General features: G+C 71.9%; 24 protein-coding genes. 14 read left to right on the forward strand and 10 right to left on the reverse strand.

What is annotated here, in order from left to right:
- Position 1 precedes the first annotated feature (1 nt).
- From nuoI to ACPXBU_RS07655, 7 genes are all read left to right on the forward strand, one after another.
- Complete coding sequence (gene nuoI / locus ACPXBU_RS07625; protein WP_357484594.1) at positions 2 to 643, forward strand: NADH-quinone oxidoreductase subunit NuoI; 642 nt, start codon at positions 2 to 4, stop codon at positions 641 to 643.
- Positions 640 to 1,410, forward strand: a complete 771-nt coding sequence (locus ACPXBU_RS07630; protein ID WP_425757367.1) for an NADH-quinone oxidoreductase subunit J — start codon at positions 640 to 642, stop codon at positions 1,408 to 1,410. Before nuoI ends, ACPXBU_RS07630 begins: the two co-directional genes overlap by 4 nt.
- A gap of 58 nt (positions 1,411 to 1,468) precedes the next feature.
- Entirely contained in the window at positions 1,469 to 1,786 is a 318-nt protein-coding gene (gene nuoK / locus ACPXBU_RS07635; protein WP_238684800.1) for an NADH-quinone oxidoreductase subunit NuoK, read from the forward strand.
- Positions 1,787 to 1,798: 12 nt separating this feature from the next.
- Entirely contained in the window at positions 1,799 to 3,724 is a 1,926-nt protein-coding gene (nuoL, locus tag ACPXBU_RS07640) for an NADH-quinone oxidoreductase subunit L (protein ID WP_393365611.1), read from the forward strand.
- A gap of 64 nt (positions 3,725 to 3,788) precedes the next feature.
- Complete coding sequence (locus ACPXBU_RS07645; RefSeq protein WP_425757369.1) at positions 3,789 to 5,321, forward strand: NADH-quinone oxidoreductase subunit M; 1,533 nt, start codon at positions 3,789 to 3,791, stop codon at positions 5,319 to 5,321.
- On the forward strand, positions 5,318 to 6,871 hold the full coding sequence (gene nuoN / locus ACPXBU_RS07650; RefSeq protein ID WP_425757371.1) for an NADH-quinone oxidoreductase subunit NuoN: 1,554 nt from the start codon (positions 5,318 to 5,320) through the stop codon (positions 6,869 to 6,871). Before ACPXBU_RS07645 ends, nuoN begins: the two co-directional genes overlap by 4 nt.
- 90 nt (positions 6,872 to 6,961) lie before the next feature.
- Positions 6,962 to 8,047, forward strand: coding sequence for a polyprenyl synthetase family protein (locus ACPXBU_RS07655; RefSeq protein ID WP_425757373.1), 1,086 nt, complete (start codon positions 6,962 to 6,964; stop codon positions 8,045 to 8,047).
- A gap of 120 nt (positions 8,048 to 8,167) precedes the next feature.
- On the opposite strand, the gene ACPXBU_RS07660 is transcribed toward ACPXBU_RS07655, so the two are convergent.
- Both ACPXBU_RS07660 and ACPXBU_RS07665 read right to left on the reverse strand, forming a co-directional pair.
- A complete protein-coding gene (locus ACPXBU_RS07660; protein WP_425757375.1) occupies positions 8,168 to 9,271 on the reverse strand; it encodes an IS30 family transposase in 1,104 nt (367 codons plus the stop codon).
- Positions 9,272 to 9,297: 26 nt separating this feature from the next.
- Positions 9,298 to 10,542, reverse strand: coding sequence for an MFS transporter (locus ACPXBU_RS07665; RefSeq protein ID WP_425757377.1), 1,245 nt, complete (start codon positions 10,540 to 10,542; stop codon positions 9,298 to 9,300).
- A gap of 154 nt (positions 10,543 to 10,696) precedes the next feature.
- Here ACPXBU_RS07665 and ACPXBU_RS07670 point away from each other — a divergent pair, with 154 nt between their 5' ends.
- Complete coding sequence (locus ACPXBU_RS07670; RefSeq protein ID WP_393365618.1) at positions 10,697 to 11,479, forward strand: IclR family transcriptional regulator; 783 nt, start codon at positions 10,697 to 10,699, stop codon at positions 11,477 to 11,479.
- Between the two features lie 116 nt (positions 11,480 to 11,595).
- On the opposite strand, the gene ACPXBU_RS07675 is transcribed toward ACPXBU_RS07670, so the two are convergent.
- Complete coding sequence (locus ACPXBU_RS07675) at positions 11,596 to 13,710, reverse strand: PhoX family protein (protein ID WP_425757379.1); 2,115 nt, start codon at positions 13,708 to 13,710, stop codon at positions 11,596 to 11,598.
- A gap of 247 nt (positions 13,711 to 13,957) precedes the next feature.
- Between ACPXBU_RS07675 and ACPXBU_RS07680 the strand changes: the two genes are divergently transcribed.
- Complete coding sequence (locus ACPXBU_RS07680) at positions 13,958 to 14,452, forward strand: sigma-70 family RNA polymerase sigma factor (RefSeq protein WP_393367050.1); 495 nt, start codon at positions 13,958 to 13,960, stop codon at positions 14,450 to 14,452.
- Positions 14,449 to 15,165 (forward strand): anti-sigma factor family protein, encoded by a 717-nt coding sequence (locus tag ACPXBU_RS07685; RefSeq protein WP_425757381.1) that lies wholly within the window; start codon positions 14,449 to 14,451, stop codon positions 15,163 to 15,165. The genes ACPXBU_RS07680 and ACPXBU_RS07685 overlap by 4 nt, the downstream gene beginning before the upstream one ends.
- Here ACPXBU_RS07685 and rarD read toward each other — a convergent pair.
- The 4 genes from rarD to eccE all read right to left on the reverse strand — a co-directional run bounded on the left by rarD (position 15,150) and on the right by eccE (position 19,140).
- Positions 15,150 to 16,151: an EamA family transporter RarD gene (gene rarD, locus ACPXBU_RS07690; RefSeq protein ID WP_425757383.1), complete on the reverse strand. Its 1,002-nt coding sequence runs from the start codon at positions 16,149 to 16,151 to the stop codon at positions 15,150 to 15,152. The genes ACPXBU_RS07685 and rarD overlap by 16 nt on opposite strands.
- Positions 16,148 to 16,645: a GNAT family N-acetyltransferase gene (locus ACPXBU_RS07695; protein ID WP_425757385.1), complete on the reverse strand. Its 498-nt coding sequence runs from the start codon at positions 16,643 to 16,645 to the stop codon at positions 16,148 to 16,150. The genes rarD and ACPXBU_RS07695 overlap by 4 nt, the downstream gene beginning before the upstream one ends.
- A 115-nt stretch (positions 16,646 to 16,760) precedes the next feature.
- Complete coding sequence (locus tag ACPXBU_RS07700; protein WP_355027384.1) at positions 16,761 to 17,147, reverse strand: phage holin family protein; 387 nt, start codon at positions 17,145 to 17,147, stop codon at positions 16,761 to 16,763.
- A gap of 61 nt (positions 17,148 to 17,208) precedes the next feature.
- Entirely contained in the window at positions 17,209 to 19,140 is a 1,932-nt protein-coding gene (gene eccE / locus ACPXBU_RS07705) for a type VII secretion protein EccE (RefSeq protein ID WP_425757387.1), read from the reverse strand.
- Between the two features lie 291 nt (positions 19,141 to 19,431).
- On the opposite strand from eccE, the gene ACPXBU_RS07710 reads away from it, so the two are divergent.
- Positions 19,432 to 19,752 carry a WXG100 family type VII secretion target gene (locus tag ACPXBU_RS07710; RefSeq protein WP_393365630.1) on the forward strand — a complete coding sequence of 107 codons (321 nt, stop codon included), beginning with the start codon at positions 19,432 to 19,434 and terminating at the stop codon, positions 19,750 to 19,752.
- Between the two features lie 22 nt (positions 19,753 to 19,774).
- The gene (locus ACPXBU_RS07715) at positions 19,775 to 20,068 is read left to right on the forward strand and encodes a WXG100 family type VII secretion target (protein ID WP_393365632.1); all 294 of its coding nucleotides are present in this window, start codon (positions 19,775 to 19,777) and stop codon (positions 20,066 to 20,068) included.
- Between the two features lie 118 nt (positions 20,069 to 20,186).
- On the opposite strand, the gene mycP is transcribed toward ACPXBU_RS07715, so the two are convergent.
- Positions 20,187 to 21,410 (reverse strand): type VII secretion-associated serine protease mycosin, encoded by a 1,224-nt coding sequence (mycP, locus tag ACPXBU_RS07720; protein WP_425757390.1) that lies wholly within the window; start codon positions 21,408 to 21,410, stop codon positions 20,187 to 20,189.
- A 152-nt stretch (positions 21,411 to 21,562) separates the two neighbouring features.
- Here mycP and ACPXBU_RS07725 point away from each other — a divergent pair, with 152 nt between their 5' ends.
- Together ACPXBU_RS07725 and ACPXBU_RS07730 are read left to right on the forward strand one after the other, a co-directional pair.
- Positions 21,563 to 24,712, forward strand: a complete 3,150-nt coding sequence (locus ACPXBU_RS07725) for an SseB family protein (RefSeq protein ID WP_425757392.1) — start codon at positions 21,563 to 21,565, stop codon at positions 24,710 to 24,712.
- The gene (locus ACPXBU_RS07730) at positions 24,709 to 25,074 is read left to right on the forward strand and encodes a hypothetical protein (RefSeq protein WP_393365638.1); all 366 of its coding nucleotides are present in this window, start codon (positions 24,709 to 24,711) and stop codon (positions 25,072 to 25,074) included. Before ACPXBU_RS07725 ends, ACPXBU_RS07730 begins: the two co-directional genes overlap by 4 nt.
- A 4-nt stretch (positions 25,075 to 25,078) precedes the next feature.
- On the opposite strand, the gene ACPXBU_RS07735 is transcribed toward ACPXBU_RS07730, so the two are convergent.
- Positions 25,079 to 26,011 (reverse strand): alpha/beta fold hydrolase, encoded by a 933-nt coding sequence (locus ACPXBU_RS07735; RefSeq protein ID WP_393365639.1) that lies wholly within the window; start codon positions 26,009 to 26,011, stop codon positions 25,079 to 25,081.
- Between the two features lie 97 nt (positions 26,012 to 26,108).
- Positions 26,109 to 26,351 (reverse strand): hypothetical protein, encoded by a 243-nt coding sequence (locus ACPXBU_RS07740; RefSeq protein WP_425757395.1) that lies wholly within the window; start codon positions 26,349 to 26,351, stop codon positions 26,109 to 26,111.
- Positions 26,352 to 26,414: the final 63 nt, after the last annotated feature.

The raw sequence follows: 26,414 nt of genomic DNA on the forward strand, positions 1-26,414 counted from the left end.
CGTGGGCGCGATCACCGGAACGTTCAAGGGATTCGGTGTCACCTTCTCGCACATGTTCAGGAAGGTCGTCACCACCGACTACCCGTTCAAGCCGCCGGTGTCGGCGCCGCGCTACCACGGGCGGCACATCCTCAACCGGCACCCGGACGGCCTGGAGAAGTGCATCGGCTGCGAGCTGTGCGCGTGGGCCTGCCCGGCGGACGCGATCTACGTCGAGGGTGGCGACAACACCGACGAGCAGCGCTTCTCGCCGGGTGAGCGGTACGCCAGCATCTACCAGATCAACTACGCCCGGTGCATCTTCTGCGGGTTGTGCATCGAGGCCTGCCCGACCCGTTCGCTCACCATGAGCAACGAGTACGAGTTGGCCCGGGACAACCGGCAGGACCTGATCTTCACCAAGGAGCAGTTGCTCGCGCCGTTGCTGGAGGGCATGGAGCAGCCTCCGCACCCGATGCGCCTCGGTGACAGCGAGAAGGACTACTACGTCGGCGCGTTGGACAACCCGGGCACCTCCGCCGGTGCGGAGACGTCCCCGATGGGTCCGGGCCGCTACCAGGTCGAGGAGCACCCCGGCGTGACGTTCCCGGGCGCCGAGCAGGCCGCCCAGCGGGCCGCGGCCGGCAAGGGAGAGGGAGCATGACCACGTCTACCGTGCTCGCCGCCGCCGGTTCGGTGTCCGGCGGCGAGGCGGTCACCTTCTGGATCCTCGCGCCGCTCGCGCTGATCGGCGGGATCGGGATGGTGGCCGCGCGCAACGCCGTGCACTCGGCGCTGTGGCTGGTGCTGACCATGCTCTGTCTGGGCGTGTTCTACGTGCTCCAGGCCGGTCCGTTCATCGGCATGGTGCAGATCATCGTCTACACCGGCGCGATCATGATGCTGTTCCTCTTCGTGCTGATGCTGGTCGGTCGGGACTCCACCGACTCGCTGATCGAGACGTTGCGGGGCCAGCGGGTCGCCGCGATCGTGCTCGGCCTGGGCTTCGCCGGCCTGGTCGCCACCGGCCTCTACCAGGCGCTGGACGGGACCACCGCGGTCGGCCTCGAGCAGGCCAACACGGAGGGGAACGTGCAAGGCATCGCCCGGCTGCTCTTCACCAAGTACGTCTTCGCGTTCGAGCTGACCTCGGCACTGCTGATCACCGCGGCGGTCGGCGCGATGGTGCTGGCCCACGTCGAGCGGCGGAAGCAGGACAAGGTCGACCAGGTGTCGACCATGAAGGCGCGCTTCGCCCCGGGCAACTACCCCGGTCCGAAGCCGGGCCCCGGCGTCTTCGCGACCTCCTCGTCGGTGGCCACCCCGGCCCGGCTGCCCGACGGCCGCCTGACCGACCGCAGCACCCCGGCGATCCTTCCGCAGCGCGAGCTGACCGCCGAGGAGACGGCTCTGAAGGGGACGGACCGGTGAGCGCGAGGAGTGCAGCGGAGCGGAGCCCCGCAGTCGCGAACGGAAGGCAAACCACGTAATGGGATCGTTCTTCTCGGTCGAGCCGACCTACTACCTCGTGCTCGCCGCGGTGCTCTTCACCATCGGCGCCGCCGGGGTGCTGATCCGGCGCAACGCGATCGTGCTGTTCATGTGCGTGGAGCTGATGCTCAACGCGGCCAACCTGACGCTGGTCACCTTCAGCCGGATCAACGGTGACCTCAACGGTCAGATCATGGCGTTCTTCGTGATGGTGGTGGCGGCGGCCGAGGTCGTGGTCGGACTCGCGATCATCATGTCCATCTTCCGGACGCGACGCTCGGCGAGTGTCGACGACGCCAACCTGCTCAAGTACTAGAGGGGTCCACCGGTGGAAGAGACTGTGGAATACGCCCAGGCCACGGGGCTGCTCGGGAGCGTCTGGCTGCTGGTGGCGATCCCGCTGCTCAGCGCGGCCGTCCTGCTGCTGCTCGGCCGCCGGGCCGACCGCTGGGGGCACTGGTTGGGCGTCGCCGCCATCGGTGCCGCGTTCGTGCTCGGCCTGACGTTCTTCTTCCAGCTTCGCGGCCTGGAGAACAAGTCGGTCGAGCTGAGCCTCTGGGACTTCATCGCGGTCGGTGACCTGCGGGTCGACTTCGGCCTGCTGTTCGACCCGCTGGCCGCCGTCTTCGTGCTGCTGATCACCGGGGTGGGCTTCCTGATCCACCTGTACGCGGTGGAGTACATGGCGCACGACGCGGGCCGCCGCCGGTTCTTCGCGTACTTCAACCTGTTCGTCGCGGCGATGCTGCTGCTGGTGCTGGGCAACAACTACGTGATGTTGTACTTCGGCTGGGAGGGCGTCGGTCTGGCGTCGTACCTGCTGATCTCCTTCTGGTACGGGCGGCCGAGCGCGGCCACCGCCGGCAAGAAGGCGTTCCTGATGAACCGGGTCGGCGACGCCGGCCTGGCCATCGGCATCTTCATCATGTTCGCCACCCTGGGCACCACCCAGTACGACGAGGTGTTCAACGGCGTCGGCGCGATGACGAGCACCACGGTGCTGGTGCTCGGCCTGCTGCTCCTGCTCGGCGCGGCCGGCAAGTCCGGTCAGTTCCCGCTGCAGGCGTGGTTGCCGGACGCGATGGAGGGCCCCACCCCGGTGTCGGCGCTCATCCACGCCGCCACCATGGTCACCGCGGGCGTCTACCTGATCGCCCGGTCCAACCCGGTCTTCTCCGCCAACTCGACGCTCCAGCTCGTGGTGGTCAGCGTCGGCGCGCTCACCCTGCTGATGGGCTGCATCATCGGCGCGGCCAAGGACGACATCAAGCGGGTGCTCGCCTGGTCGACGGTGAGCCAGATCGGCTACATGTTCCTCGGTGTCGGCCTGGGCGGCGGGGCGTACGCGCTGGCCATCGTGCACCTGCTGGCGCACGGGTTCTTCAAGGCCAACATGTTCCTGGGCGCCGGCTCGGTGATGCACGGGATGAAGGACCAGGTCGACATCCGCCGCTTCGGCGGGCTGTCGACGTACATGAAGGTCACCTGGTTGACCTTCATGATGGGTTGGCTCGCCATCATCGGCATGTTCCCGTTCTCCGGCTTCTTCTCCAAGGAGCCGATCATCGTGGCCGCCTTCGAGCGGGAGGACTGGACCGCCTGGCTCTTCGGCGGGGCGGCGCTGCTCGGCGCGGGGCTCACCGCGTTCTACATGACCCGGCTGTTCGTGCTCACCTTCCACGGTCCGAAGCGCTGGACCGAGGACATCGAGCACCCGCACGAGTCGCCGAAGCTGATGACCATCCCGCTGATCCTGCTGGCGGCCGGTTCGGTCGGCGCCGGTTTCCTGCTCTCCACCTCGGTGCCGGACTGGCTGACGGCGACCGCCGGCCTGGGCGGCGAGCACGCCGAGCACGAGGCGGTCCTCTCGCACGCCGTGATCACCACGCTGTCGCTGCTGGTGACCGTGCTCGGCGCGGGGCTGGCCTGGTTCCTGTTCCGGGCCGGTACGGCCACCGCACCGCAGCCGGCCGGGGTGCTGGTCACCGCCGCACGGCGCAACCTGTACGCGGACGCGGTGAACGAGGCGGTCTTCGAGAAGCCGGGCATCTTCCTCACCCGGGCGCTCGTCTACCTCGACAACCGGGGTATCGACGGTCTGGTCAACGGGCTCGCCGCCGCGGTCGGCGGTGGCTCGGGTCGACTCCGGCGGATGCAGACCGGCTTCGTCCGCTCGTACGCCACCTCGATCCTGGCCGGCGCGCTGCTGGTGATGGCGGCGTTCCTGGCGGTGCAGGCGGGGTGGTTGGCGTGATCGACCTGTTCCCGGCCGCCCCCGCCGGCGGACCACGCAGTGACGACGGAGGTAAGGCCGCATAATGTCCAACTTCCCGTTCCTCTCGGTGCTCACCGTGGCGCCACTGGTGGGTGCCCTGGTGGTGGCCTTCCTGCCGCGCCATCGGCCGGAGCTGGCCAAGCAGGTGGCGTTCGTCTGGTCGCTGCTGGTGCTGGCGCTCTCGGTGGCGATGTGGGTCAGCTTCAACGCCGGTGGTAACCGGTTCCAGTTCCGCGAGTCGTACTCGTGGATCCCGCACTGGGGCGTCAGCTTCACCTTCGCCGCCGACGGCATCGCGTTGGTGATGCTGATGCTGATCGCGGTGCTGGTGCCGCTGGTGATCCTGGCCTCCTGGCACGACGCCGAGTCCTCCAAGCGGTCGGTGCCCGTCTACTTCGCGCTGCTGCTGGTCCTCGAATGCACGATGATCGGTGTCTTCGCGGCCGCCGACGTCTTCCTGTTCTACGTGTTCTTCGAGGTCATGCTCGTGCCGATGTACTTCCTGATCGGCAGCTACGGCGGCCACCAGCGGCAGTACGCGGCGGTGAAGTTCTTCCTCTACTCGCTCGTCGGCGGTCTGTTCATGCTGGCCGCCGTGATCGGGCTGTGGGTGGTCGGCGGCAAGACCTTCGACTGGCAGAAGCTGTCGGAGGTCGACATCAGCACCGGCACCGGGCGGTGGCTGTTCCTCGGCTTCTTCCTCGCGTTCGCCATCAAGGCGCCGTTCTTCCCGTTCCACACCTGGTTGCCGGACGCCGGTGGCGCGGCCCCCGCCGGCGCCGCGGCCCTGCTCGTCGGTGTGCTGGACAAGGTCGGCACGTTCGGCATCCTGCGCTACTGCCTGCCGCTGTTCCCCGAGGCGTCGAGGTGGTTCGCGCCGTGGGCGCTGGCGTTGGGCGTGATCGGCATCGTCTACGCCGCGCTGCTGGCGGTCGGTCAGAACGACCTCAAGCGGCTGGTGTCGTACACCTCGATCGCGCACTTCGGCTTCATCGGGGTGGGCATCTTCGCCTTCACCACCCAGGCCGGCACCGGCGCGGTGCTCTACATGCTCAACCACGGTCTGGCCACCGGCCTGCTGTTCCTGGTGGTGGGCATGCTGATCTCCCGTCGTGGCTCGTCGCTGATCAGCGACTTCGGTGGCGCCGGCAAGCTGGTCCCGGTGCTCGCCGGGGTGCTCTTCTTCGCCGGTCTCGCCTCGCTCGCGCTGCCCGGTACGGCGCCGTTCATCTCCGAGTTCCTGGTGCTGATCGGCACCTTCACGGTGAACAAGCCGGTCGCGATCATCGCCACGCTCGGCATCATCCTGGCCGCCGCGTACGTGCTGTGGATGGTGCAGCGCACCACCCAGGGCACTCTCAACCCGACGCTCACCGAGGTCGACGGCATGCGCCGGGACCTCAACCTGCGCGAGAAGGTCGTGGTCGCTCCGCTGATCGCCCTGATCGTGCTGCTCGGCTTCTTCCCCAAGCCGGTCACTGACGTGATCAACCCGGCCGTCCAGGCGACCATGGACGACATCGGCAGAACCGACCCGGCCCCGTCGGTCGGCACCGTCCAGGAGGCGGCAAAGTGACCGATTTCAAACTGCCGTCGATCGACTACGCGGCGCTCTCCCCGATCCTGATCATGTTGGGCACCGCCCTGCTCGGCGTGCTCGTCGAGGCCTTCGTGCCCCGGCGCTGGCGGCACGTCGTGCAGTTGACGTTGGCGCTGTTGGCGGTGCTCGCGGCGCTGACCATGGTGGTGCTCAGTGCCGACGAGCGAATGATCACCGCCGGCCAGGCCCTCGCGATCGACGGCCCGACGCTGTTCCTCCAGGGCGCGATCCTGGTGCTGGCAGCGATGGCGTTGCTGCTGATCGGTGACCGCTCGGTCGAGCTGGGTGGGGCGTTCGTCGCCCAGGCTGCGGTGACCGCCGAGTCGGCCGACGACCGGCGGCAGGCCGAGGGGCGCAACGGCCTCACCGAGGTCTACCCGCTGACCACGTTCGCGATCGGCGGCATGCTGATCTTCGTGGCGGCGAACGACCTGCTGACCATGTTCATCGCGCTGGAAGTCTTCTCGCTGCCGCTCTACCTGCTCTGCGCGCTGGCCCGTCGCCGCCGCCTGCTGAGCCAGGAGGCCGCGATGAAGTACTTCCTGCTCGGCGCGTACGCCTCCGCCTTCTTCCTGTTCGGCGTGGCCCTGATCTACGGCTTCACCGCCGGGATGCCGGGCCGGGTGGCGGGCGTCGACTTCGCCACCATCAACGCGGCGGTGAGCGAGTCGCCGGCCAGCCGGGTGCTGCTCTTCGCCGGCATGGCGCTGCTCGCCATCGGCCTGCTCTTCAAGGCCGCGGCGGCGCCGTTCCACGTCTGGACCCCGGACGTCTACCAGGGTGCGCCGACCCCGGTCACCGGCTTCATGGCGGCCTGCACCAAGGTCGCCGCGTTCGGTGCCCTGCTGCGTGTCTTCCACGTCGCGTTCGCCGACGCCAACTGGGACTTCACCCCGATCCTCGGTGTGGTGGCGGTGCTGACCATGCTCGTCGGCGCGGTGCTCGCGGTCACCCAGACCGACATCAAGCGGCTGCTCGCGTACTCCTCGATCGCCAACGCCGGCTACCTGCTGGTCGGTGTGCTGGCGCCGAGCCGCGACGGGTTGGCCGGCACGATGTTCTACCTGGTCGCGTACGGCTTCTCGGTGCTGGCCGCGTTCGCGGTGGTGACCCTGGTGCGCGACGCCGACGGGGAGGCCACCCACCTGTCCCGGTGGGCCGGGCTGGGCCGCCGCTCGCCGTTTTTCGCCGCCCTGTTCACCTTCATCCTGCTGGCCTTCGCGGGTATCCCGCTGACCAGCGGCTTCATGAGCAAGTTCGCGGTCTTCGGGCCGGCGTTGGAGGGTGGTCAGACCTGGCTGGTGATCGCCGGCGTGCTGACCAGCATGGTGCTGGCGTTCCCGTACCTGCGGGTCGTGGTGATGATGTGGCTGTCCGAGCCGGGCGAGTCCACCCCGACCGTCACCGTGCCCGGTGGGCTGACCTCCGCCGCGTTGATGATCGGTGTGCTGGCGACCCTGGTGCTGGGTGTCGCACCGGCGCCGCTGCTCGATCTGGCGACCGGAGCTGCCGAATTCGTTCGATGACCGAGGGATCGATCACCGGGGGTTGGCGCGTGTTCACGCGTCGGCCCCCGGTGCGTATCCCCGGCCCGGAGCAGGTAGAACGGGTGTGGCATGGTTGATGGCGTGGTGAATCCGGCGGGCGAGCGTTCAGGTTCCACCGGCTCCGGCGGTCGGCGGGGTCGGGCGAGCACGAGTCAGTTCGGCGCGCTCGGCCTCCATCTCGCCGATCCCCGCGTCGAGGCGTCGGTGCTGGGTGTGCTGGACACGGTCGAGGTCGAGTTGCGGGCCAGTGTGGCGAGCGCCGACCCGTTCGTCACCGAGGCTGCCCGGCACCTGCTGGAGGCCGGCGGGAAGCGCTTCCGGCCGCTGCTGGTGGCGCTCGGCGCCCAGTTCGGTGACCCCAGTGGCGCGCAGGTGGTCCCGGCCGCCGTGGTGATGGAGCTCACTCACCTCGCCACGCTCTACCACGACGACGTGATGGACGAGGCCGCCGTCCGCCGGGGTGCGCCGAGTGCCAACTCCCGCTGGACCAACTCGGTCGCCATCCTGGTCGGCGACTATCTCTTCGCCCGGGCGGCGGACATCGCCGCCGATCTGGGCCCGGAGGCGGTCCGGTTGCAGGCCCGCACCTTCGCCCGGCTGGTGCACGGTCAGATCGCGGAGACCGTCGGTCCACGGGTCGACGACGATCCGGTGACCCACTACCTGCACGTGATCGCCGAGAAGACCGGCTCGCTCATCGCCACGTCGGCCCGGTTCGGCGGGATGTTCGGTGGTGCCCCCGCCGAGCACGTGGATGCCCTCGCCGGTTACGGCGAGACGATCGGCGTCGCCTTCCAGCTCTCCGACGACCTGCTGGACATCGCCTCCGAGTCGGGTCAGTCGGGCAAGACGCCCGGCACGGACCTGCGCGAGGGTGTCCCGACGTTGCCGGTGCTCTACGCGCGCGCGGCGGACGACACCGACGCGTCCTCGGTGCGGCTGCGGGAGATCCTGGCGACCGGCCCACTGACCGACGACGCGCTGCACGCGGAGGCGTTGGGCCTGCTGCGGGAGAGCCCGGCGCTCAAGCGCGCACGGGAGACCGTTCGCAGCTACGCCGAGGACGCCCGCGCGCGCCTGGCCCCGCTCCCGCAGGGCCCGTCCCGCCAGGCCCTCGAATCCCTCTGCGACTACATCGCCGACCGCACCGGCTGACGCCCCCACCCCCACCCCCACCCCCCACCCCCTCCGCACCTCCGCACCTCCGCACCTCGGCGTTGATCATGAGGTTATCGCCACGACACGCCGGGCGGGGTCAAGGGGTGAGTGCAATCGTTAGGGTGCGATGACTTCCGCGAGGCGTTGGGTTGGGGTGGCCCAGCCCAGCGTTTCACGGGGGCGGGTGTTGAGTTCGTGGGCGACTTCGTCGAGGCCTGCTTGGTCGATGATGCGGAAGTCGTAGCTGCCCTTGGGGAAGTACTGGCGCAAGAGCCCGTTGGTGTTCTCGTTGGTGCCGCGTTGCCAGGGGCTGTGGGGGTCGCAGAAGTAGACCGGGCATCCGGTGGCGACGGTGAACACCGGGTGGGTGGCCATCTCGACACCTTGGTCCCAGGCCAGTGAGCGGCGCAGATGCTCGGGCATTCGGGCGGCCAGGGTGGTGAGGACCCCGATGACGGCTTCGCTGTCGCGGCCGTTGGGTAGGGCGCCGAGCATCACGTAGCGGGTGGCGCGTTCGACGAGGGTCACGATCGCTGACGCGCCGGCCTTACCGATGACCAGGTCACCTTCCCAGTGCCCCGGCACCGCCCGGTCGGTGGCCTCGGCCGGGCGGTTGCTGATGTGCAGGTCCCCGATCCAGGGCCGCCGACTACGGGCAGCACCCGCGGCACGCGACTGCGCACGCCGCTGGGTGCGCCCGGAACGCAGCGCCACCTGCCGGGTCAACTCGGCCCTCAGGTTGCCGCGCGACTGCACGTAGATCGCCTGGTAGATCGTCTCGTGGGACACCTGCAACTCCGGCCGGTCGGCGAACGTGGCCCGTAACCACTCGGCGATCTGCTTCGGAGACCACCTACGCGCTAGTTTCCCCGCCACCACCCGCCGCAGCCGCGTACCCACCCCCAACTTCGACGCCTTCGGCCGCCGACGCGCCGCGTCCGCACGCCGCTGCGCCCACTGCGCCTGATACCCCCACCGATACGGCGCCCGAGCCCGCCCCGACGGCAACGACCGCCCCAACGGGTTCTTCGTCCCATGCCGCGCACTGTGATACCGGCCCACCTCCCGCGACACCGTGCCCACCGACACCCCGAGAAGCCCCGCGATCTGCGAGATCGTCCGACCCGACCCCCACAAGTGCTCCAACACCTGCCGATGCCCAAACGTCACCACACCCGGCCTCGCCACCAGCACCTCCACCACAACCAAGATCAGTTGCACTGAAGCCTAGAAACCAGCCCGTGTGATCAGACGATAACCTCATGATCACCGCGAGGCGGGGTGGGCGGGGTGGGGTGGGCCGCAGCGGGGTCGGTGTGGGTTAACAGGCGACCGCCGACGAGCATGAGGGCGGCGGCGAGCACCATCGCCACCGCCGCCGTGGTCCACATGACGGAGTAGCCGAGGTGGGCGGCGAGCGGTCCGAGGCTCAGCGGGCCGAGACAGCCGCCCGCGTACACCCCGGTCTGGGTGATCGACGTGGCGGTGGCCGGCGACTGCGGGTGGAGCCGGACCACCGCGAAGTTCATCAGGCCGGGCCAGGCCCAACCCAGGCCGAAGCCGAGCACCACGCCGGCCACCAGCGGCACCGAGCCGGCCGACGCGAGCAGTGCCAACCCGGCCGCGCCGACGACGAGCATCGCGGCGATGAGGGCGACGTGACCGCTGCCGCGCCGATCGGCGAACCAACCGGCCCCCACCCGGGCCACCATGCAGACCGCGCCGCCCAGGGTCAGGGTGAGGCCGGCGAGGCCGGGCGAGAGGCCCCGCGCCGCGCTGGAGTCCACCAGGAAGGTGCCGAGCGTGTTCGCGGCGGCGGCGGCCAACGTCGCCGCCGCGCCGATCACCACGAGCGCCGCCGTCGCCCGGCCCGCGCGTGCCGCGCCGGCCCGCCGTGCCGCGCCGGGCAACTGCCGGGGTACGGCGGGCAGCGTCGTCAGCGCGACCGCGGCGGCGGCCACGAACGCCCAGCGCCAGCCGATGGTGAGCGCGAAGGTGGGCACCGCCGCCCCGGCCAGCAAAGTGGAGGCGGGGATGGCGGCCTGCTTGACACCGAACGACAACCCTTGCCGTCGGGCCGGCACGTGCTGGGCCAACGCCGCGTTGCTGGCCAGCTGGCCGAGGGCGTTCGCGGCGGCGCTGAGCGCCAGCAGGCCGACAAGCATCGGGTACGACCGGGCGAGGGCCGCCACGGCCAGCATCGACCCGGCGGCCAGCACGATGCCGCAGCGGGCCACCAGGGTCGGCCCGTACCGCTCGACCAGCCGGCCGGAGGGTACCGAGGCCAGCGCGCTGACCCCGAAGTAGACGGCCACGGCCAGGCCAAGACCGGCCGGGGAGAAGCCGAGGTCCGCGCCCATCTGCACGGCGAGGCCGCCGAGCAGGAAGACGGGCAGGACGCAGGCCACTGTGGTGACGACCGCGCCGGCGCTGGCCCGGACCGGGTGGGGTCGGGCGATGGTCTGGTGGGGGGTGGAGACGGTGTTGGTCATCGTCCGGCAAAAATACGTGAACCCAGCTCGGGCCACTCATGGTGACCACCGGGGTACACGCTGTGGGTGATGATCTGGCATCCTCCACCCGAACAGGCATTTCGCAGTGGGCCTGTATTTCATATGGTGTAAGTCCCCGGCGGCGGAGGTGGTTGTGCGCGACCCCTTGGCAGAACCTTCGGACCTGATTCGCAGCGTGTCCCGAGCGCTGCGGGTGCTGGAGTCGGTCGGTCGTGCCCCGAAAGGCCTGACCGTCAAGCAGATCGCTCGGCGGTGCGAGCTGACCGTGGCCACCACCTACCACCTGGTCCGCACGCTCGCCTACGAGGGTTACGTGATCCGTCGCGAGGACGGCACGTACATCGTGGGGTTGGAGGTGGCCGACCGCTACCGGGAGCTGGTGACGGCGTTCCGGGGCCCCCCGGTGGTCGGTGAGACGCTACGGCGGGCCGCTCTGGACACCGGCTACAGCCACTTCCTGGGTCGCTTCGTCGGCGGGCAGGTGGCCCTCACGGCGGTCGCCGAGGGGCACCGCTCGCCCTACCTGGAGGATCTGGTCCCCGGCTTCGACGAGGGGGCGCACGCGACGGCTCTCGGCAAGTCACTGCTGGCCACCCTGACCGCCGATCAGCGCTACCGCTACCTGCGGGAGTACGGCATGCGCCCGTTCACAAGCGCCACGCTCACCACCACCGAGGCGTTCGAGGCCGACCTGGCAGCCGGTGACCGGCGCGGCATGCAGTTGGAGATGGGGCAGTTCCGCCAGGGGGTGGCGTGCGCGGCGGTGCTCGTCGCGCCGGACAAGGACATGGAACGCCGCGTCGTGCTGGCCTGTGCGATGCCGGCCAGCGAGATGATGACCTCCGCCCGGGTGGTCCGCGCCAAGCTGCTCACCGTGGCCCGCAGCGTCGCCGACGGCATCGCCGCCGACGCCTGACCCCCGAGAGACGGCGAGAGGCCCTCTCCCGGGCTGGGAGAGGGCCTCTCGGGGCGGTCCAGCGCCGGACCCGCCCTGAGGTGAGGTTCAGCGGTCCACCGACGGTGGCGGCTCCGTCAGCTGCCCACCGGGCCGCCGTCGAGACGCCAGGTGACCACCACGCCCGGCTTGGCGTAGTCGCCGTCGGGCCAGTTCGAGGCCGGGTTCTCCACCGAGGCGCCGGTGATCTCACCCGGGTGCTGAACGGCGACGAAGACCGAGCGGTTGTCGCCGGTGATGAACGGCCCGCAGGTCTCCGCGCCGAGCGGCACGGTCAGGAACTGCTTGAGGTGACCCCGCTCCGGGCCCTCGACGGCGGTGGCGAACAGACCGTCGTTGCTGCCCAGCGCGTTGCCGTCGGTGGAGATCCACAGGTTGCCGGTGGCGTCGAAGGCGACGTTGTCCGGGCAGGAGATCGGGGAGACCCTGGTCCTGTCGTACCCGGCGAAGTAGGTCGACGGGTCGGTCGGGTCGCCGCAGACGATCGGCAGCGACCAGGCGAAGGTCTCCGCGGTGTTGTCGTTACGGTCCTCGACCAACTCCAGGATCTGCCCGTGCTTGTTGGCGTTACGCGGGTTGGCCTCGTCCGCCGCGGCCTTGCCGGCCTTGCCGCGGTCGGTGTTGTTGGTGAGCGCCACGTACACCTTGCCGGTGAGCTGGCTCGGCTCCACGTCCTCGGGGCGGTCCATCTTGGTCGCGCCGACCTTGTCGCCGGCGAGCCGGGTGAAGGTGAGCACGTCCGCGGCGGTCATCCCGTCGACGAACGACCGGTTGCCGCTGACCAGCTTGATCCAGCGCCCCCGGCCGTTGAACGCGCCGTCGGTGGGGAGCTGGCCCGAGCCGTCGATCTCGGCGGCGCTGGTCTGGTCGAGCTTCGCCACGTAGAGCGTGCCCGACTCCAGCAGGGTCAGGTTGTGCTTGCGGGCAGCCCAGGAGTTGCCCTTCAGGAACTTCTGGTCCGAGACGAACTTGTAGAGGTAGTCGAACCTCTCGTCGTCGCCCATGTACGCGACCACGTGGCCGTCCTTCGCGACGATCACGTTCGCGCCCTCGTGCTTGAACCGGCCCATCGCGGTGTGCTTGCGCGGGCGGCTCTCCGGGTCGAACGGGTCGATCTCGACGATCCAGCCGAACCGGTGCGCCTCGTTGGGGTGCTTGGCCAGGTCGAAGCGCTCGTCGGCGCGCTCCCACTTGCGGCTGCCACTGGGGTAGCGGCTGGCGGTGCCGATGCCGTAGCGGTCCAGCTTCGGCTTCAGCTCGGCCGGCGCGGCGTCGGCGCCCACGAAGTACTGGTTGAAGTTCTCCTCGCCGGACAGCACCGTGCCCCACGGGGTCACGCCACCGGCGCAGTTGTTGAGCGTGCCGACGACCGTACGACCCTTGGGGTCGGCGGCGGTCCTCAGCCAGGCCGAGCCGGCGGCCGGGCCGGTCAGGTCGAACCTGGTGCTGAGCGCGGTGACCCGCCGGTTGTACGGCCGGCGGCCGGCGTCGACCGGCTTCCACTGCCCGGTGCCCGCGACCCGCTCCACCTCCACCACCGACATGCCGTGCGCGGCCATCGCGGTGCGGAGTTGCTCGACGGAGAGCCCGTCCAGGCCGGGGAAGCCCGGGAACATCAGGTCCTCGTTCGTGTACTCGTGGTTGACCACGAGCAGGGCGCGCCGGCCCTGCTTGTCCAGCGGCAGCACGCCCACGAAGTCGTTGTTGTAACCGAACTGCCGGGACTGCGCCGCGGCGGTCTGGTGGTGCACGTCGAACTCCGGCGCGCCCGGCAGCACCGGGTCACCCCACTTGATCACCACGGCGTGGTCGTAGCCGTTCGGGACGACGAGGGTGTCCAGTTTGTTCGGTGGGATCGGCTTGAAGGTCAGCGCGCCGTTGCCGACCCCGGTGCTGGGACGGCCGAAACCGAAGGCCTCCGGGACGTCCGGGGTGGCGGGGGCCGCCAGGGCCGGGGCCGCGCCGACAGCCGCGCCGCCGAAGCCGAGGACCAGTGCGCCGATCGCGCCGGCCCGGACCACGCCTCGCCGCGAGACCTCCGCGTTCACCACGTCCCCGAAGTACGCGTTGTCGGAGGTGTTCGGTACCGGGTGGTCACAGGCGTTTCCGCAGCGGTACAGGCAGGTCATGGCGTCACGCGTGCCATGGCGGTTGCCGGTCAGCAGTGGGAGCAGCCGGGGACTGTCGCTCATGGGGGAGCCTCCAGAGAAGTCGGTGGCACGGCAGGCGGCGTACCAGGCGGACGCTAGGAGGACGTGGTGAGCACGCGTCGGCCACGATGTGAACCCGTCGTGAACACCTGCCGGGACGGCTACCGCACGTAACCGGTCTGACCTCGGGCTGAACCGATCGGCGTGACCGCACGTATTCCCGAGCGAACGCAACGCCGGACGCGCGCCGGAAGCGAGGGAGACCGCCATCAGCGACCACGACGCCCAACTGCTGCGCGCGCTGCACGACGAGCACGCGGAGGCGCTGTACGCGCATGCCCTGCGGCTCGTCAACGGCGACCGGCAGCGAGCCGAGGACCTCGTGCAGGAGACGCTGCTGCGGGCCTGGCGACATCCGGAGTCGCTCGACCCGCAGCGCGGTTCGGTGCGGTCCTGGCTCTTCACCACCGCCCGCAACCTGGCCATCGACGCCTGGCGGCGGCGTTCCACACGGGTCGGCGAGGTCTTCACCGACGACGTTCCCGAACCGCCCGAGGTGATCGACGAGGCCGAGCGGGCGGTGGAGGCGTGGACCGTCGCCGAGGCGCTCAACCGGCTCAGCCCGACCCACCGGGAAGTGCTCGTCGAGTGCTTCTACCAGGGACGGTCGGTGGCCGAGGCCGCATCCCGACTCGGCGTGCCACCGGGGACCGTGAAGTCCCGCACCCACTACGCGCTGCGGTCCCTACGGTTGGTCCTGGCTGAGATGGGAGTGACGGGATGACCCGGTGCGAGTTCGCGCACGACGATGGCGCGTACGTGCTGGGTGCCCTGGCCCCCGCCGAGCGGGCGGCCTACGAGCGGCACCTTGGCGGCTGCGCGTCCTGCCGGGAGGCGGTCGCCGAGATCGCCGTCCTGCCCGGGTTGCTCGGGCGGCTCGACCCGGTGGGGTTGGAGCAGATCCTGCCGCCACCGGCCCCGCCCCGGGTGCCCGCGTTGCTGGAGGAGGCCCGGCGTCGCCGGCGTCGGGAGCGCGCCACGGACCGGCGACGCTACGCGTTGACCACCCTGGCCGCCGCCGGGCTGGCCCTGCTCGTCGGTGTGGGCACCGCCGTGGTGCTGCCCCGCCCCGCCCCGCCGGGCCCGCCGGTCGTCCAGGGCGGCACGCCGGCGCCGCAGGTGTCGATGGTCGCGATGCGTCCGGTGGCCAGCACCGGGCCGGTGCACGCCGACATCGGGCTTCTCGGCACCAAGTGGGGCACGCAGGTGACCATGCGCTGCGGGTACGACGCGCGGACGAGCTACGGCAAGGCGTACCCGTTCCGGCTCGTGGCGCGCGGTCCGAGTGGCGCCAGCGAACAGATCGGCTCCTGGCTGGCCGCGCCGGGCGACGACCTCCAGTTCACGGGTGCCACCAGGTTCACCGATGCCGAGCTGATAAGCGTGGAACTCCAGAAGGCCGACGGCACGCCCCTGCTCACCTACGCGGTCCCCTGACCAGCCCACCCCTCTCCTCGGCGATCTTGCACTTTCTGTCCTTCCACAAGGGGCATGGCGGACATCTCGACAACCGAAACTGCAAGATCGCGGGGGAGGGCGCTGGCGCGGGTGCGGCGGGAGGACTGGACCGCGTCGGCGGTGAAGACGATCAGGGCCAGCCAGACCAGTGCGAAACCGGCTAGGCGGGCTGGCGGCATCGGCTCGTGGAAGATCAGCACGCCGCAGCCGAGCTGGAGGATCGGCGCCACATACTGGATCATGCCGAGACCGCTCAGGGGCAACCGGTTGGTCGCCCCGGCGAACAGGAGCAGCGGGATCGCCGTGGCCGCGCCGGCCAGCACCAGCAGCGCGGTGTGCCCGGCCGAGACGTGGCCGAACGTGGACTGTGCGCGGCTGGTGAGCCAGGCCAGGTAACCCAAGGCCGGCAGCGCGAGCACCGCCGACTCGACGAAGAGACCCTCCGCTGGCGGCAGCCCGAGCCGCTTCTTGACCAGGCCGTAGCCGCCGAAACTGAACGCCAGCGTCAGCGCCAACCAGGGCAGCCGGCCGTAGTCCACGGTGAGCACCACGACCGCCGACGTGCCGATTCCCAGCGCCAACCACTGTGCCGGGCGTAGCCGCTCCCGCAGCACGGTCACCCCGAGCAGCACCACGACCAGCGGATTGATGAAGTAGCCGAGCGCGGTCTCGACCACCCGGTCGGAGTTGACCCCGTAGATGTAGGTGCCCCAGTTGACGGCGATCAACGCGGAGGCGGCGACGATCCCGGCCATCGCCCAGGGACGTCGCACCAGCGCTCGCAGGAAGCCGATGTTGCGCAGCGCCGCCAGCAGCAGGGCCACGAAGACCACCGACCAGACGACCCGGTGGGCCAGGACCTCCAGCGGCCCGGCGGGCCGCAGCAGCTTGAAGTAGAGCGGAAAGAAGCCCCAGAGCAGGTACGCGCCGAAGCCGTAGAGGTATCCCAGGCGGAGTGGCGTCACCCCTCCACCGTAAGGGGCGTACTGTCGCTTTGCTCCTTTCCGGTGACGGGGGTCACCGGCGTGCGCCGGTCGAGCTGCATCCACCGCTCCGGCACGTCCAGCGGCGTGAAGCCGAGCCGCGCGTACACCTCGTGCGCGTCCTTCGTGATCAGCAGGATCCGGCGTACGCCGAGGTCGTCCAGGTGGTCGCGGATCGCGCCGGCCATCCAGCCGCCCAACCCGCGGCCGCGGGCGGCGCGGTCGACGTACACGTCGCAGAGCCACGCGAAGGTGGCGCCATCGGTGACCACCCGGGCAACCGCCACCTGCTGGCCGTCCTCGGGTCGGTAGACGCCGAACGGCAGCGAGCCGGCGAACGCCCGTGCCGTGGTCTCCCGGTCCCGACCGAGTGCCCAGTACGCGTCGGTGGACAACCAGAGATGCACGCGGGCCAGATCAAGTCGGTCGGGGTCGGTGCTGAGCAGGTAACCATCGGTGCGAGTCAACGAGAACACGCATCGACGCTAGCCGCCGGGATGGGCGGCCAGACCGGCCAATTCCCAGATCCTGGTCATTGGCCGGCCGTGGTCAGAGCCCTCGGGGCGCGGATCGGTGCTGGCGCCTGGACGGTCAGTCCCGGTCGAGGACGGCGCCGAGGATCCAGGTCACGATGCTCACGAACAGCGCGCCGAGCACCGCGGCCGGCCAGAAACCGTCCACCGTGAACGGCAGCCCGGCCTGGTCGGCGATCCAACTGGTGAGCAGGAACAGCAGCCCGTTCACCACGAGCGCGATGAGACCCAGGGTCAGCAGGTAGAAGCCACACCCGACGGTCTTGATGACCGGCTGGAGGACCGCGTTGACCACGCCGAAGATCACCGCCACCAGGAGCAGCGTGGTGACCGTCTCGACGGCGGAGTCCGACTCCAGCGAGATGCCCGGGATGAGAAGTGTGGCCAGCCAGAATGCCAGCGCTGTGCTGGCCAGCCGAATCAGCAGACCTTTCAGAAAACCCATGGCGGGGATCGTGCCACGGACCTCGCACCGGCGTAACCCGCCAGTTGACCATGCGGGCGGATCAGCCGCGCCCCGGCCGACCGATCAGCTGCGCCTCGATCGGCGTGGGGGAGAGCAGTGCCCAGCGCAGCGCCCGCCGGTTGACCACGGCGATCATGTCGTCCCGGATCCGGGTCAGCCACTCGGCCGAGCCGCCCAGCCCCAGGGCGGCGCCGGCCAGCGCGGCCTCGCCGTCGTCGAGCGGCTGCAGCAAAGCGAGATCGGCCCGGCTCAACGCGTCGACGTCGGCCGGGGTCAACTCGTCCCGTACGACGAGCGTGGCCCGCCACGGCGGACCCGGCTCGGCCTCGGCCGGCACCGGCCCGGCATCGACGACAAGCAGCAACGGACGCAGGGCGGACCCCACCCCGTCGGCGATCTGTCGACCGGGTGGGAGCAGCGGAATCGTCCCACCCGGCGCGCCCACTCCCCGGACGAACGGCTCCCAGGCGCGTGGCCGTGCGGTCTGCACCACCACCAGCGCGCCGAGTGCCAGTGCGCGCAGCGTCACCAACTGGGCCGCCCGCACCCCGCCGACCAGCAGCACCCGGGTGCTCTCCGGCCGGAAGAGCCGCACGGTGACGGCCCTGCCGTGTCGGTTCGTGCCGAGCATCATCCCCGCGTCGCCCAGGGTCAGCTCCCAGTCGTCCATCGCGATGCGTGTCCGCGCCCCGGGTGCGGTGAGCGCCAGCGGCAGCGTGGCGGCCAGTCCGGGCAGGTGTGCGCCGTCGAGGCGTCGCAGCTCCCCGCCCAGGTCGGTCACCAGACGATGCAGCGCCCCGGTGGCCGCGGTCAGCTCGGTCGCCGTCGTGGCGGCCAGCCGCACGGTCAGCTCGGTCGGCGCCGGGCCGGTGCCGGTGCTCGCTGACGGTCCCGCGGTGATCGACACTGTCGTCGCGGTCGCCGGCAGCGCGAGCAGCCGGGGCACCAGCCGCAACCCACCCGTGCCGCCCGCCTCCGGCCACCGGACCAGCCGGAAGGTGGCCTGCACCAGGGTGCCGCAGCGCAGTGCCGGCCAGGACTCCCGCACCGGCTGGCCGTCGTGGTGGGCCAACTCGGCCAGGACGCGCAGGGCCGCCGGTACACCGAGTGGCCGCGCGGTCAGCGATCCGAGCCGGCGGACGACGCGCCGTACCGTGCCGGCGAGCACCCGGCGCAGGTCTTCCTCCGACCATCCGTCCACCCGCAGCACCCGGATCGCCACCACCGCCCGCTCCCGCCCGGCGAGCCGCCCGTCGGTGAGCTGCCGGTACGACGTGCCGGCCGTGCCGCCGGCGGCCGGCACCGGTGCCGGCGCACCGGCGAGCAGCAGTTGCACCCGCAGCGGGGGCACGTCCGGACCGGCCGGGGGCAGCAACGCGGCGGGCGTGGGGATCGCCCGGGACACGTCGCCCAGCAGGTCGCCGGGGTCGCCGAGTTCCAGGAGCGCCACCATGCCCGCCGTGTCCTCCAGGACGGCGGCCGGGCCGCCGGTCAGCTCCGTCGCGCGGACGACGGTGCCGGGAGCGACCAGGTCGAGCAGTTCGGCCGCTCCGGCCGGACCGGCGAGCGTCCGGCGGCGGGTCAGGTGCCCGACCGCCGTGCCCAGCCACTCGAAGAGCCACCGGCCCCGGAACCGGACCCCGGCGACCGCCAGCAGCAGTACGGCCACCAGCGCGGCCGCGACGACGACGGGTGCGGGCCGGCCCAGGGCGGTGAGGACGAGCGCCGCCGCGACCTGCGCGGTGACCAGCTGACCGGCCCGTACGCCGGCGCCGGTCCGCCGACCGGACCAGGCCCGGTGATCCAGGGATGACCGGCGACGGAGCGCGCGCGGACCGGTGGGGTCCGGGCCGACCTCGGCGGGTCGACCCGACCTGGCCCGCTCACCCGGCCCGACCGCTTGCGGGGCGGCGCTCGGCCCGGACCCGACCGGGGTCGCCGGGTGCGGTCCTCCGGTGGTGATCGCCGGCACCGTGCCTCCTCGACCAGTGGGGGACCGTGTCGGGCGGCCCGCCCGCCCTCCGGCGGCCCGTCACGCGCCGCGACGTGGCTGCGGCACATCGTAAGCGACCGATGGCTCACGCGGTTGTCCACAGGGGAGACGAAGGGGGTAGCAGAACCGCAACGAGGCCGCTACCGTCAGCCACGAAGTCATCGCTGACCCGCGTCTCAGTGCTCGACGACCGGGCCAAGCGAACGACGCGTTCACAGGGCGGGCGCGTCGACGGCCGAGGCGCGATCAGGGAGACGAGGTGACGTCCGGGTGTCCCAGACCCAGGCAGAAGCCGCGGTGATGCAGCAGACCGCCGCGAAGTTCGAGCAGGTAGACCAGTCGTTGCAGACCATGCTGACCGGCCTGCTGGCCGAGCTGCAGGTGTTGCAGCAGGCCTGGCGCGGTGCTGGCGGCCGGTCGTTCGAGCAGGTCAAGCAGCAGTGGTCACAGGACCAGGCGGCGCTGCACCGGGCGCTGCGGGAGACCGCCGGGGCGATCCGCACCGCCGGCCGACAGTACGACGCCTCCGACGACGAGGTGGCCAGCCGGGTTGCCGGCACCAATCGCGGCGGCATCCAGCTGCCGCTCTGATCCCACTGGGGAGGGAAATCCGATGGACCATGGTGTGCTGGTCGTCAACTTCGCCGCGCTTCAGCAGGCCGGCGGCGACATCCAGAAGGCGCTGAACACGCTCGACTCCCAGCTGGGTCAACTCGAACGAGACGCCGCCCCGCTGGTGGCGAGTTGGACGGGCGAGGCCCGTGAGGCCTACGAGCAGCGGCAGGCGCGGTGGCGGTCCGCCTCGCAGGATCTCCAGGCGATGCTGCGGGACATCAAGGTGGCGGTGCACGACTCGGCCACCGACTACCTGGACACCGAGAAGAAGAACACCGGGCTGTTCCAGTGAACGCGGTGGGTCGGGAGCGCTGACCGTGTCCCGGTCAGCCGCCCGGCCGCCGCAGGTCGGCGGTCCAGGTGGTCGACTGTCGCAGGTTGTCGACGGTCCAGGTGGTCGACTGTCGGGATCAGGTCGGGTCGGCCGGGCGCCAGCGTCGCCGGGCACCCCTGGGCACCACCAGGGCGAGCAGCGCCACGGTGGCCGCCATCGTGCCGACCGCCGCGCCGACCAGCAGGGCGCGCTTCTGCGCCCTCGCGCGGCGGGCCTGGCGGGCCAGCAGTGCCGGGTCGGCCCGGTCGTCGGAGAGCACGGCGACCGGTCGAGGGTCGGCCGCGCGGCTGCCGCTGGTCTCGGTGACGGCCCGGTAGGGGTTCAGCACGCCGGCCCCGTACCCGCCGCCGTGGCCCGCGTCGGGAGCCGGATCGGCGGTGGCGATGATCCGTTCCGCGACCTGGGCGGCGGTCAACTCGGGCCGATACTCGCGCAGCAACGCGGCGGTGGCGGCCACGAACGGCGCGGCGTAGCTGGTGCCCTCGACCTGATGATGGCCCGACCCGGGGGCGGCGGTCAGCACCGCGCTGCCCGGTGCGACCAGGTCGACGTACGCGCCGGTCTGCGAAAAGGTGGCCCGTGCGCCGTCCGCGCCGATCGCTCCCACGCCGAGCACCCCGTCGTAGGCGGCGGGAAACGGCCGGGGATTCCCGCTGTCGCGCAGGTTGCCGGCGGCGGCCACCAGCACCACGTCCCGGTCGACCGCGTACCGCACTGCCGAACGGACTTCCGGGTCGTCCGCGTACAACACGACCGACAGGTTCACCACGTCGGCGTCGTGGTCGACGGCCCAGCGGATGGCCTGGGCGAACTCGGCGACGCTGACCGTACGCCCCGACTCGCGCCCCTGCACCACCTGCTGCTCGCTCACCCGCACCGGCATGATCCGGGCACCCGGCGCCAGGCCACGGAAGGCGACTCCGGGTTGGGGTCCCGCCGCGATGATGCTCGCCACACCGGTGCCGTGCCCGGCGCAGTCCCGACTGCCGTCACCGCCGAGGTCGAGCAGGTCGGTGCCGGCCAGCACGCGCCCGGCCAGCTGGGGGTGCGCCCGGTCCACCCCCGAGTCGACAACCGCGACGGTCACCCCGGCGCCGGTGGCCAACGACGCGAGCCGGGTCGGGTCGTACCGTTGCTGTGGCCACGGGGTGGCCGGGACCGGCCGGACCGGGGCGAGTGGCCTCGCGCACGCCGGTGCCGTCCGGAGCCTGGCGGTGGCGGTGGTGCTCGGGAGGACCGGTACGGTCAGCAGGCTTGCGGCCAGGCCTGCGAGGACCGGGCGCGTGATCGATCGGGACATCGACAGCCTCCGTATCGTGTCGGCTCCGGGACGGGATGTTATCGCCTCACCCACGCCCCGGTTGGCCGCCGACGGTCAGCCATTGTGATCTTGATACCACCTTGTAGGTTGTACGCGATACCTGTGGCCTGTTCTCGGAAGGGGAGGTGGCCGTGACCGCATGGGAGCCGGCCACGGAGGCCGAGGTGGCGATGCGCGACGCGCTGCGCGCCAACGACCAGGAGCTCTACTTCCGACTCCTGTCCCGCACCGATCTGTTGCTGCCGGTCTCCGCGCCTGCGCAGCCCGGCCAGGCGCCACCCGGCTGGGGCACCTGGACCACAGGTGGCCGGACGCACGTGCTGGCCTTCACGTCCGCCGCCGCACTGCGGGTCTGCCTCGGTGAGCACTCCGGCACCAACCGACGCGTTCCCTTCGCCGACCTCGCGGTCGGCTGGCCCAACCAGGAGTGGTGGCTCGCTGTCAACCCGGGTCTGCCGGTCGAGGGCTATCTGCCGGCCTGGTTCGTGGCCCAACTCTCCCGGGGCGACGTGCGCCTGCCCGGCCGCGCCATGGGCGCCCGCGCTCGGCTGGAGCGGGCCGAGTCCCTGGCCCGCACCCGCACCGGCACGCCCGGTCGGGACGCCGCGCCGGCCGCCGGATCGCCTCCCCCGACGGGTGCGACGCCGGCTGGCCCCGCCCCGGTCCCGCCCGCCCCGACCGCGCCCGCCCCGATCCCGGCGCGGAGGGCCGCGTGGGGTCCAGCACCCCGGTCGGCCGGCGCCCCGTCGGTGCCTGCCCCCTCAGTGCCTGCCCCCTCGGTGCCTGCCCCCTCGGTGCCTGCCCCCTCGGTGCCCGCCCCGCCGATGCCTGCCCCGTCGGTGCCCGGCCCGTCGGTGCCTGCCCCCTCGATACCCGGCCCGCCGATGCCCGGTCCGGCGTCGCGCACGCCCGGCCCCGTTGGGCCGTCCCGCCGGCCCGGCGAGGAAGACCTGCCCGCCGCCGGTCCGCGGTACCCGAGCGACGCGCCCCAACCCGGCGCGCCGGGCAGCGGCGCCCTGCCCCGCAGCGGCCGGCCGTCCCGGTTCACGCCGTTGGCGCCCGCCGACCGTTCCGGTGTCGGGCCGACCGATGCCCCCGGACCGGGCGTGGGCTGGCCGGCAGCGAATCGGCCGAGCGAGGCCGACGGCCCGGCGGCGGGTAACGGCAGCGGCGGTCCCCAGGCCGCTCGGCGTTCCTTCTTCGAACCCACCACCTCCCGGGAACGGGCGTCCGACCCGCCGCCGGGCGGTGGGCGCTCCGCCGACCGGGCGGCCCCGCCGACCCGATTCGGCCGCGGCAGCCAGCCCTTCCCGCGCCGCCGTCCGGCCGACGCGCCGGCCGAGGAGGCCGCGACCCGGGCCTTTCCGATGGCTGACCCGGACGCCACCCGGCCGCTGCGGCCGCCGGCCGGCGGCCCCGGCACTTCCCGAGGGGTACGCGCACCGGCACCCGGCGAGGAGATCACCCAGCCGCTGCCACCGCGCCGACCCGACCCGGTGGCCGAGGAGCCGACCCGCGCCTTTCGGGTGACCGGTGAGCCACCGCTGACCCGGGCGCCGCAGCGGCCCAGCCCGTCGGCGGACCGGACCCAGGCGATCCCGCACGACCGGCCGAGCCGATTCGGGCCGGCGGAGGAGTTGTCGGCGTCCGTCGCGGAACCGGTCTCCGGCCCGCCCGCGCCGCGCCGCGGCTTCACGCCCATCGTCATCGAGGGCACCATCATCGAGTCCCGCGATCTCACCGACCCGGTCGAGACCAGCGGCCCGTTCGACGCGACCCGGCAGCCCCGCCCCGCCGAGGCCGCCCCGCGACCGTTCGACCCCGCGCCCTCCGGTCCAAACCTGTTCAGCCCGTCGTCCTCCAACCCCAGCCCGTCCGGTCCCGCGTCGTCCGACCCCGGTCCGAGCCCGTCGGCGCCGGCCGCCGGCGGGCCGGTGGACGCCGGCCACGCCGCAGGCGGCCTGAGCGGTGCCGGCACGGGCGGCGGGCTCACCGCTGACCGCACTGGCGTCCCAGTCAGCGGCGGGCTCACCGCTGACCGCGCTGGCGACCCGATCACTGGCGGGCTCACCGCTGACCGCGATGGCGACCCGGTCAGTGGCGGGCTCACCGCTGACCGCGATGGCGACCCGGTCAGTGGCGGGCTCAGCAGTGACCGGGATGGCGTCCCGGTCAGTGGCGGTCGCACCGACGGCGACGGCTCGTCGGCAGGTGTGACCGGCGCGGACCGGGTCGGCAGCGGCGAGAGCGCGACCGCGACCGCGGACGGCGATGGGCGGCCGCCGCCCGTCGACGAACCGGCCCCGGTCGAGTTCGAGCCGGCCAACACCGTCGAGGAAGACCTTCTCGGTGCCGCGGGCGCCGGCAGCACCGACACGTTCCTGTCCACCCTGCTGCTGGCCCGGGTGCTGCTACCGGCGGCCCCGGATTCGCTGCCGGGCAGCCGTCCCGGTGATCCGGGCTTCGTCTGGCGGACGGCGCAGCTCGACGGCGAGACGTACGTGGTGGTCTACACGTCACCGAAGCGTCTCGCCGACCACGTCGAGGGCGACGTGGTCACCGTCGGTGTGAAGTTCGCCCAACTGATCCGGCGGTGGCCGGACGAGGACTGGTCGTTCGCCGTCAACCCGGGCACGCCGGTCGGCGCGAAGCTGCCCGGTGAGCAGATCGTCGCGTTGGCCAACTGGGCCGCCGAGGTGGGGCTCGGTGACGACCTGGAGGTGGACCCGGAGGAGGCGCCGGCCGTGGCGGAGCCCACCGCCCGCCCCCGGTACGCCCCGGCGGTGGTCGACCCGACCCGGCCGACGGTGATGCAGAAGGCGGTCGCGCCCAGCCAACTCGCCTACTACCTGGACCGCGGGTACGACCGGGTCTCCGGCTTCGTGCACCGGGCCGGTGAGCTGGCCCACCTGACCACGCCCGCGCAGGTGCACGACGCGCTCGGCCTCAGCTACCCCGGTTCGCCGTTCGCCCGCGACGCCGAGGAGATCTACGTGCTGCGCTGGCCGGCGCACCGGCCGAGCCTCTACCGCATCCCCTACGGCGGTCAGAACGAGCCCGCGATGCGGGCCATGGAGGGTTGGGTCATCGAGCGTCCCCCGTTCCGGGGCAACGGGTTCGCCCCGGGCGAGAGCAGCGACGTGGTGGCGGAGTTCAAGGTGGACAGCGCGCGCCTCCCGCACGGCGCACAGCTCTGGCGGATCGGCGCGGACGGCACCGAGCGGGTGATCGCCGAGTTGGACACCGACACGGTGGTCTGGCGACGGGTCGGTGAGGCGTGATGCGCGACGGTTACGTGGCCCGGTGGCAGGGCCGGGAATACCAGGCCAGCCCGGATGGTGACAACATCCGCCTCTACCAACGCGAGCCGGGCGAGGGCTTCGAGGAGGTCCGCGCGGGCCGGTACGTCCGGGTGCTGCGGGCGAACGAGATCGAGGACCTGGCGTACGTGCGAACCACCTGCACCTGGCAGGGGCAGCCGTTCATCGTGCTCGGCGAGCACGACGCCTGGTTGCGGGTGGAATACACGGGTGGCCGCTGGCCGGTGGCCGAGGCGATGCGGCTGGAGGTCTTCGACTTCGGCGTCTACCAGGGTTGGGCACCGGCGTCCGAGGTCACCGACCTGCGGGAGCAGCGGGTCTGAGCGGTCAGCTCTTGGCCCAGCGCAGGATTTCGCCGAGCACCAGCTCCGGTGCCTCCAGGTGCGGAAAGTGCCCCACCCCGTCGAGCAGCCGCCACTCGTACGGGGCGACGACGTAGCGGCCGGAGCCCAGGGCGGTACGGGGCAGGGAGGCGGGGTCCAGCGCGCCGTGCAGTTGCAGGGTCGGGGTGGCCAGCGGCTTCTGCATGAGGCGTACGAACCGGTAGCCGTGCAGCCGCAGCAGCGAACGGAACGCCCAGCGGTAGCCCTCCAGCGCGCAGAACGCCGCCTGTGGGATGCACATCGCCTCCCGGCACCGCTCGGCGTACGCCTCGAAGTCCGGCCCGGCGACCCAGCGTGGCCCGCCCCAGCGGCGCAGGATCTCCGCGACCGCCGCCGCGCCGTCGCGGGTCAGCACGTGCTCGTAGCGGGGTAGTTGGAACTTCAGCGCGGGGGTGGACGCGGCGAACTGACCCCGTGGGTCGGCGAAGATGCCGGCGCGCAGTCGCAGCGGGTGTGGCGCCCCCAACACCACGAGCCGGCGGACCAGGGGTGGGTGGAAGGAGGCCACCGTCCAGCCCACCATGCCGCCGACGCCACTGCCGACGATCGTCGCCGAGCGTTCGCCGAGCGCCCGGATCAAACCGGCGATGTCGGCCGCGAGGGTGTAGCCGTCGTACCCCCGGGGTGGTTTGTCGCTGGCGCCGTAGCCGCGCAGGTCGACGGCGACCGCCCGGAAGCCGGCGTCGGCGACCGCCGGCAGCATCTGGTGCCACGCCCACCAGTGCTCCGGGAAGCCGTGCAGGAAGAGCACCATCGGGCCGGTGCCGGCCTCGACCACATGGAACCGGGTGCCGTTGGCGCCGACGAAGCGGTGCGTCCACGGCCCCTCGGTGAGGACACAGGACTCGTCGACGACTCCGCCGCGCTGGTCGGTCATGGCAGACAGCCTAGGACCCGGTTGCCGCAGCACACCCTGGTGGTCGCGTTGAACAGGGAGAAGCCCGGGTTGTCCCCTACCGGAACGAGGGTTCGGGTCAGCGGGCGACGATGCTCGCGCGTAACCCCGGCCCGCAGCCGGCGTCGGACGGGCGCACGACGATCCGTAGCGAGACGAAGCTGCCCTCGGTCAGGGTGCCGTAACCGACGCCGTGCAGGGCGTACTCGATGCCGTCCTCGGAGACGAGCCCGTAGCAGGGGCCGCGCCCGCCGCGGGTGATGTGGCCGGAGACCAGCGCGGAGGCCCGCAGGTCGGTCGGTTCCCGGTGCCGACTGGACAAAGGGCGGCGCCCCCGGCGCCAACCAGGCCCGGGGGCGGGGGGGGGGGGGGGGGGGTGGGGGGT

The organism is Micromonospora sp. DT231 (assembly GCF_049847025.1).
In the GTDB taxonomy this organism is placed as follows: domain Bacteria; phylum Actinomycetota; class Actinomycetes; order Mycobacteriales; family Micromonosporaceae; genus Micromonospora.

What these genes read in the sequence shown, in the direction of transcription:
- ACPXBU_RS07630 (WP_425757367.1), top strand. Translation starts at nt 640, where the DNA reads ATGACCACGTCTACCGTGCTCGCCGCCGCCGGTTCGGTGTCCGGCGGC.
- nuoK (WP_238684800.1), top strand. Translation starts at nt 1,469, where the DNA reads ATGGGATCGTTCTTCTCGGTCGAGCCGACCTACTACCTCGTGCTCGCC.
- ACPXBU_RS07645 (WP_425757369.1), top strand. Translation starts at nt 3,789, where the DNA reads ATGTCCAACTTCCCGTTCCTCTCGGTGCTCACCGTGGCGCCACTGGTG.
- ACPXBU_RS07655 (WP_425757373.1), top strand. Translation starts at nt 6,962, where the DNA reads ATGGTTGATGGCGTGGTGAATCCGGCGGGCGAGCGTTCAGGTTCCACC.
- ACPXBU_RS07665 (WP_425757377.1), bottom strand. Translation starts at nt 10,542, where the DNA reads ATGACCAACACCGTCTCCACCCCCCACCAGACCATCGCCCGACCCCAC.
- ACPXBU_RS07675 (WP_425757379.1), bottom strand. Translation starts at nt 13,710, where the DNA reads ATGAGCGACAGTCCCCGGCTGCTCCCACTGCTGACCGGCAACCGCCAT.
- ACPXBU_RS07685 (WP_425757381.1), top strand. Translation starts at nt 14,449, where the DNA reads ATGACCCGGTGCGAGTTCGCGCACGACGATGGCGCGTACGTGCTGGGT.
- ACPXBU_RS07700 (WP_355027384.1), bottom strand. Translation starts at nt 17,147, where the DNA reads ATGGGTTTTCTGAAAGGTCTGCTGATTCGGCTGGCCAGCACAGCGCTG.
- ACPXBU_RS07715 (WP_393365632.1), top strand. Translation starts at nt 19,775, where the DNA reads ATGGACCATGGTGTGCTGGTCGTCAACTTCGCCGCGCTTCAGCAGGCC.
- mycP (WP_425757390.1), bottom strand. Translation starts at nt 21,410, where the DNA reads ATGTCCCGATCGATCACGCGCCCGGTCCTCGCAGGCCTGGCCGCAAGC.
- ACPXBU_RS07735 (WP_393365639.1), bottom strand. Translation starts at nt 26,011, where the DNA reads ATGACCGACCAGCGCGGCGGAGTCGTCGACGAGTCCTGTGTCCTCACC.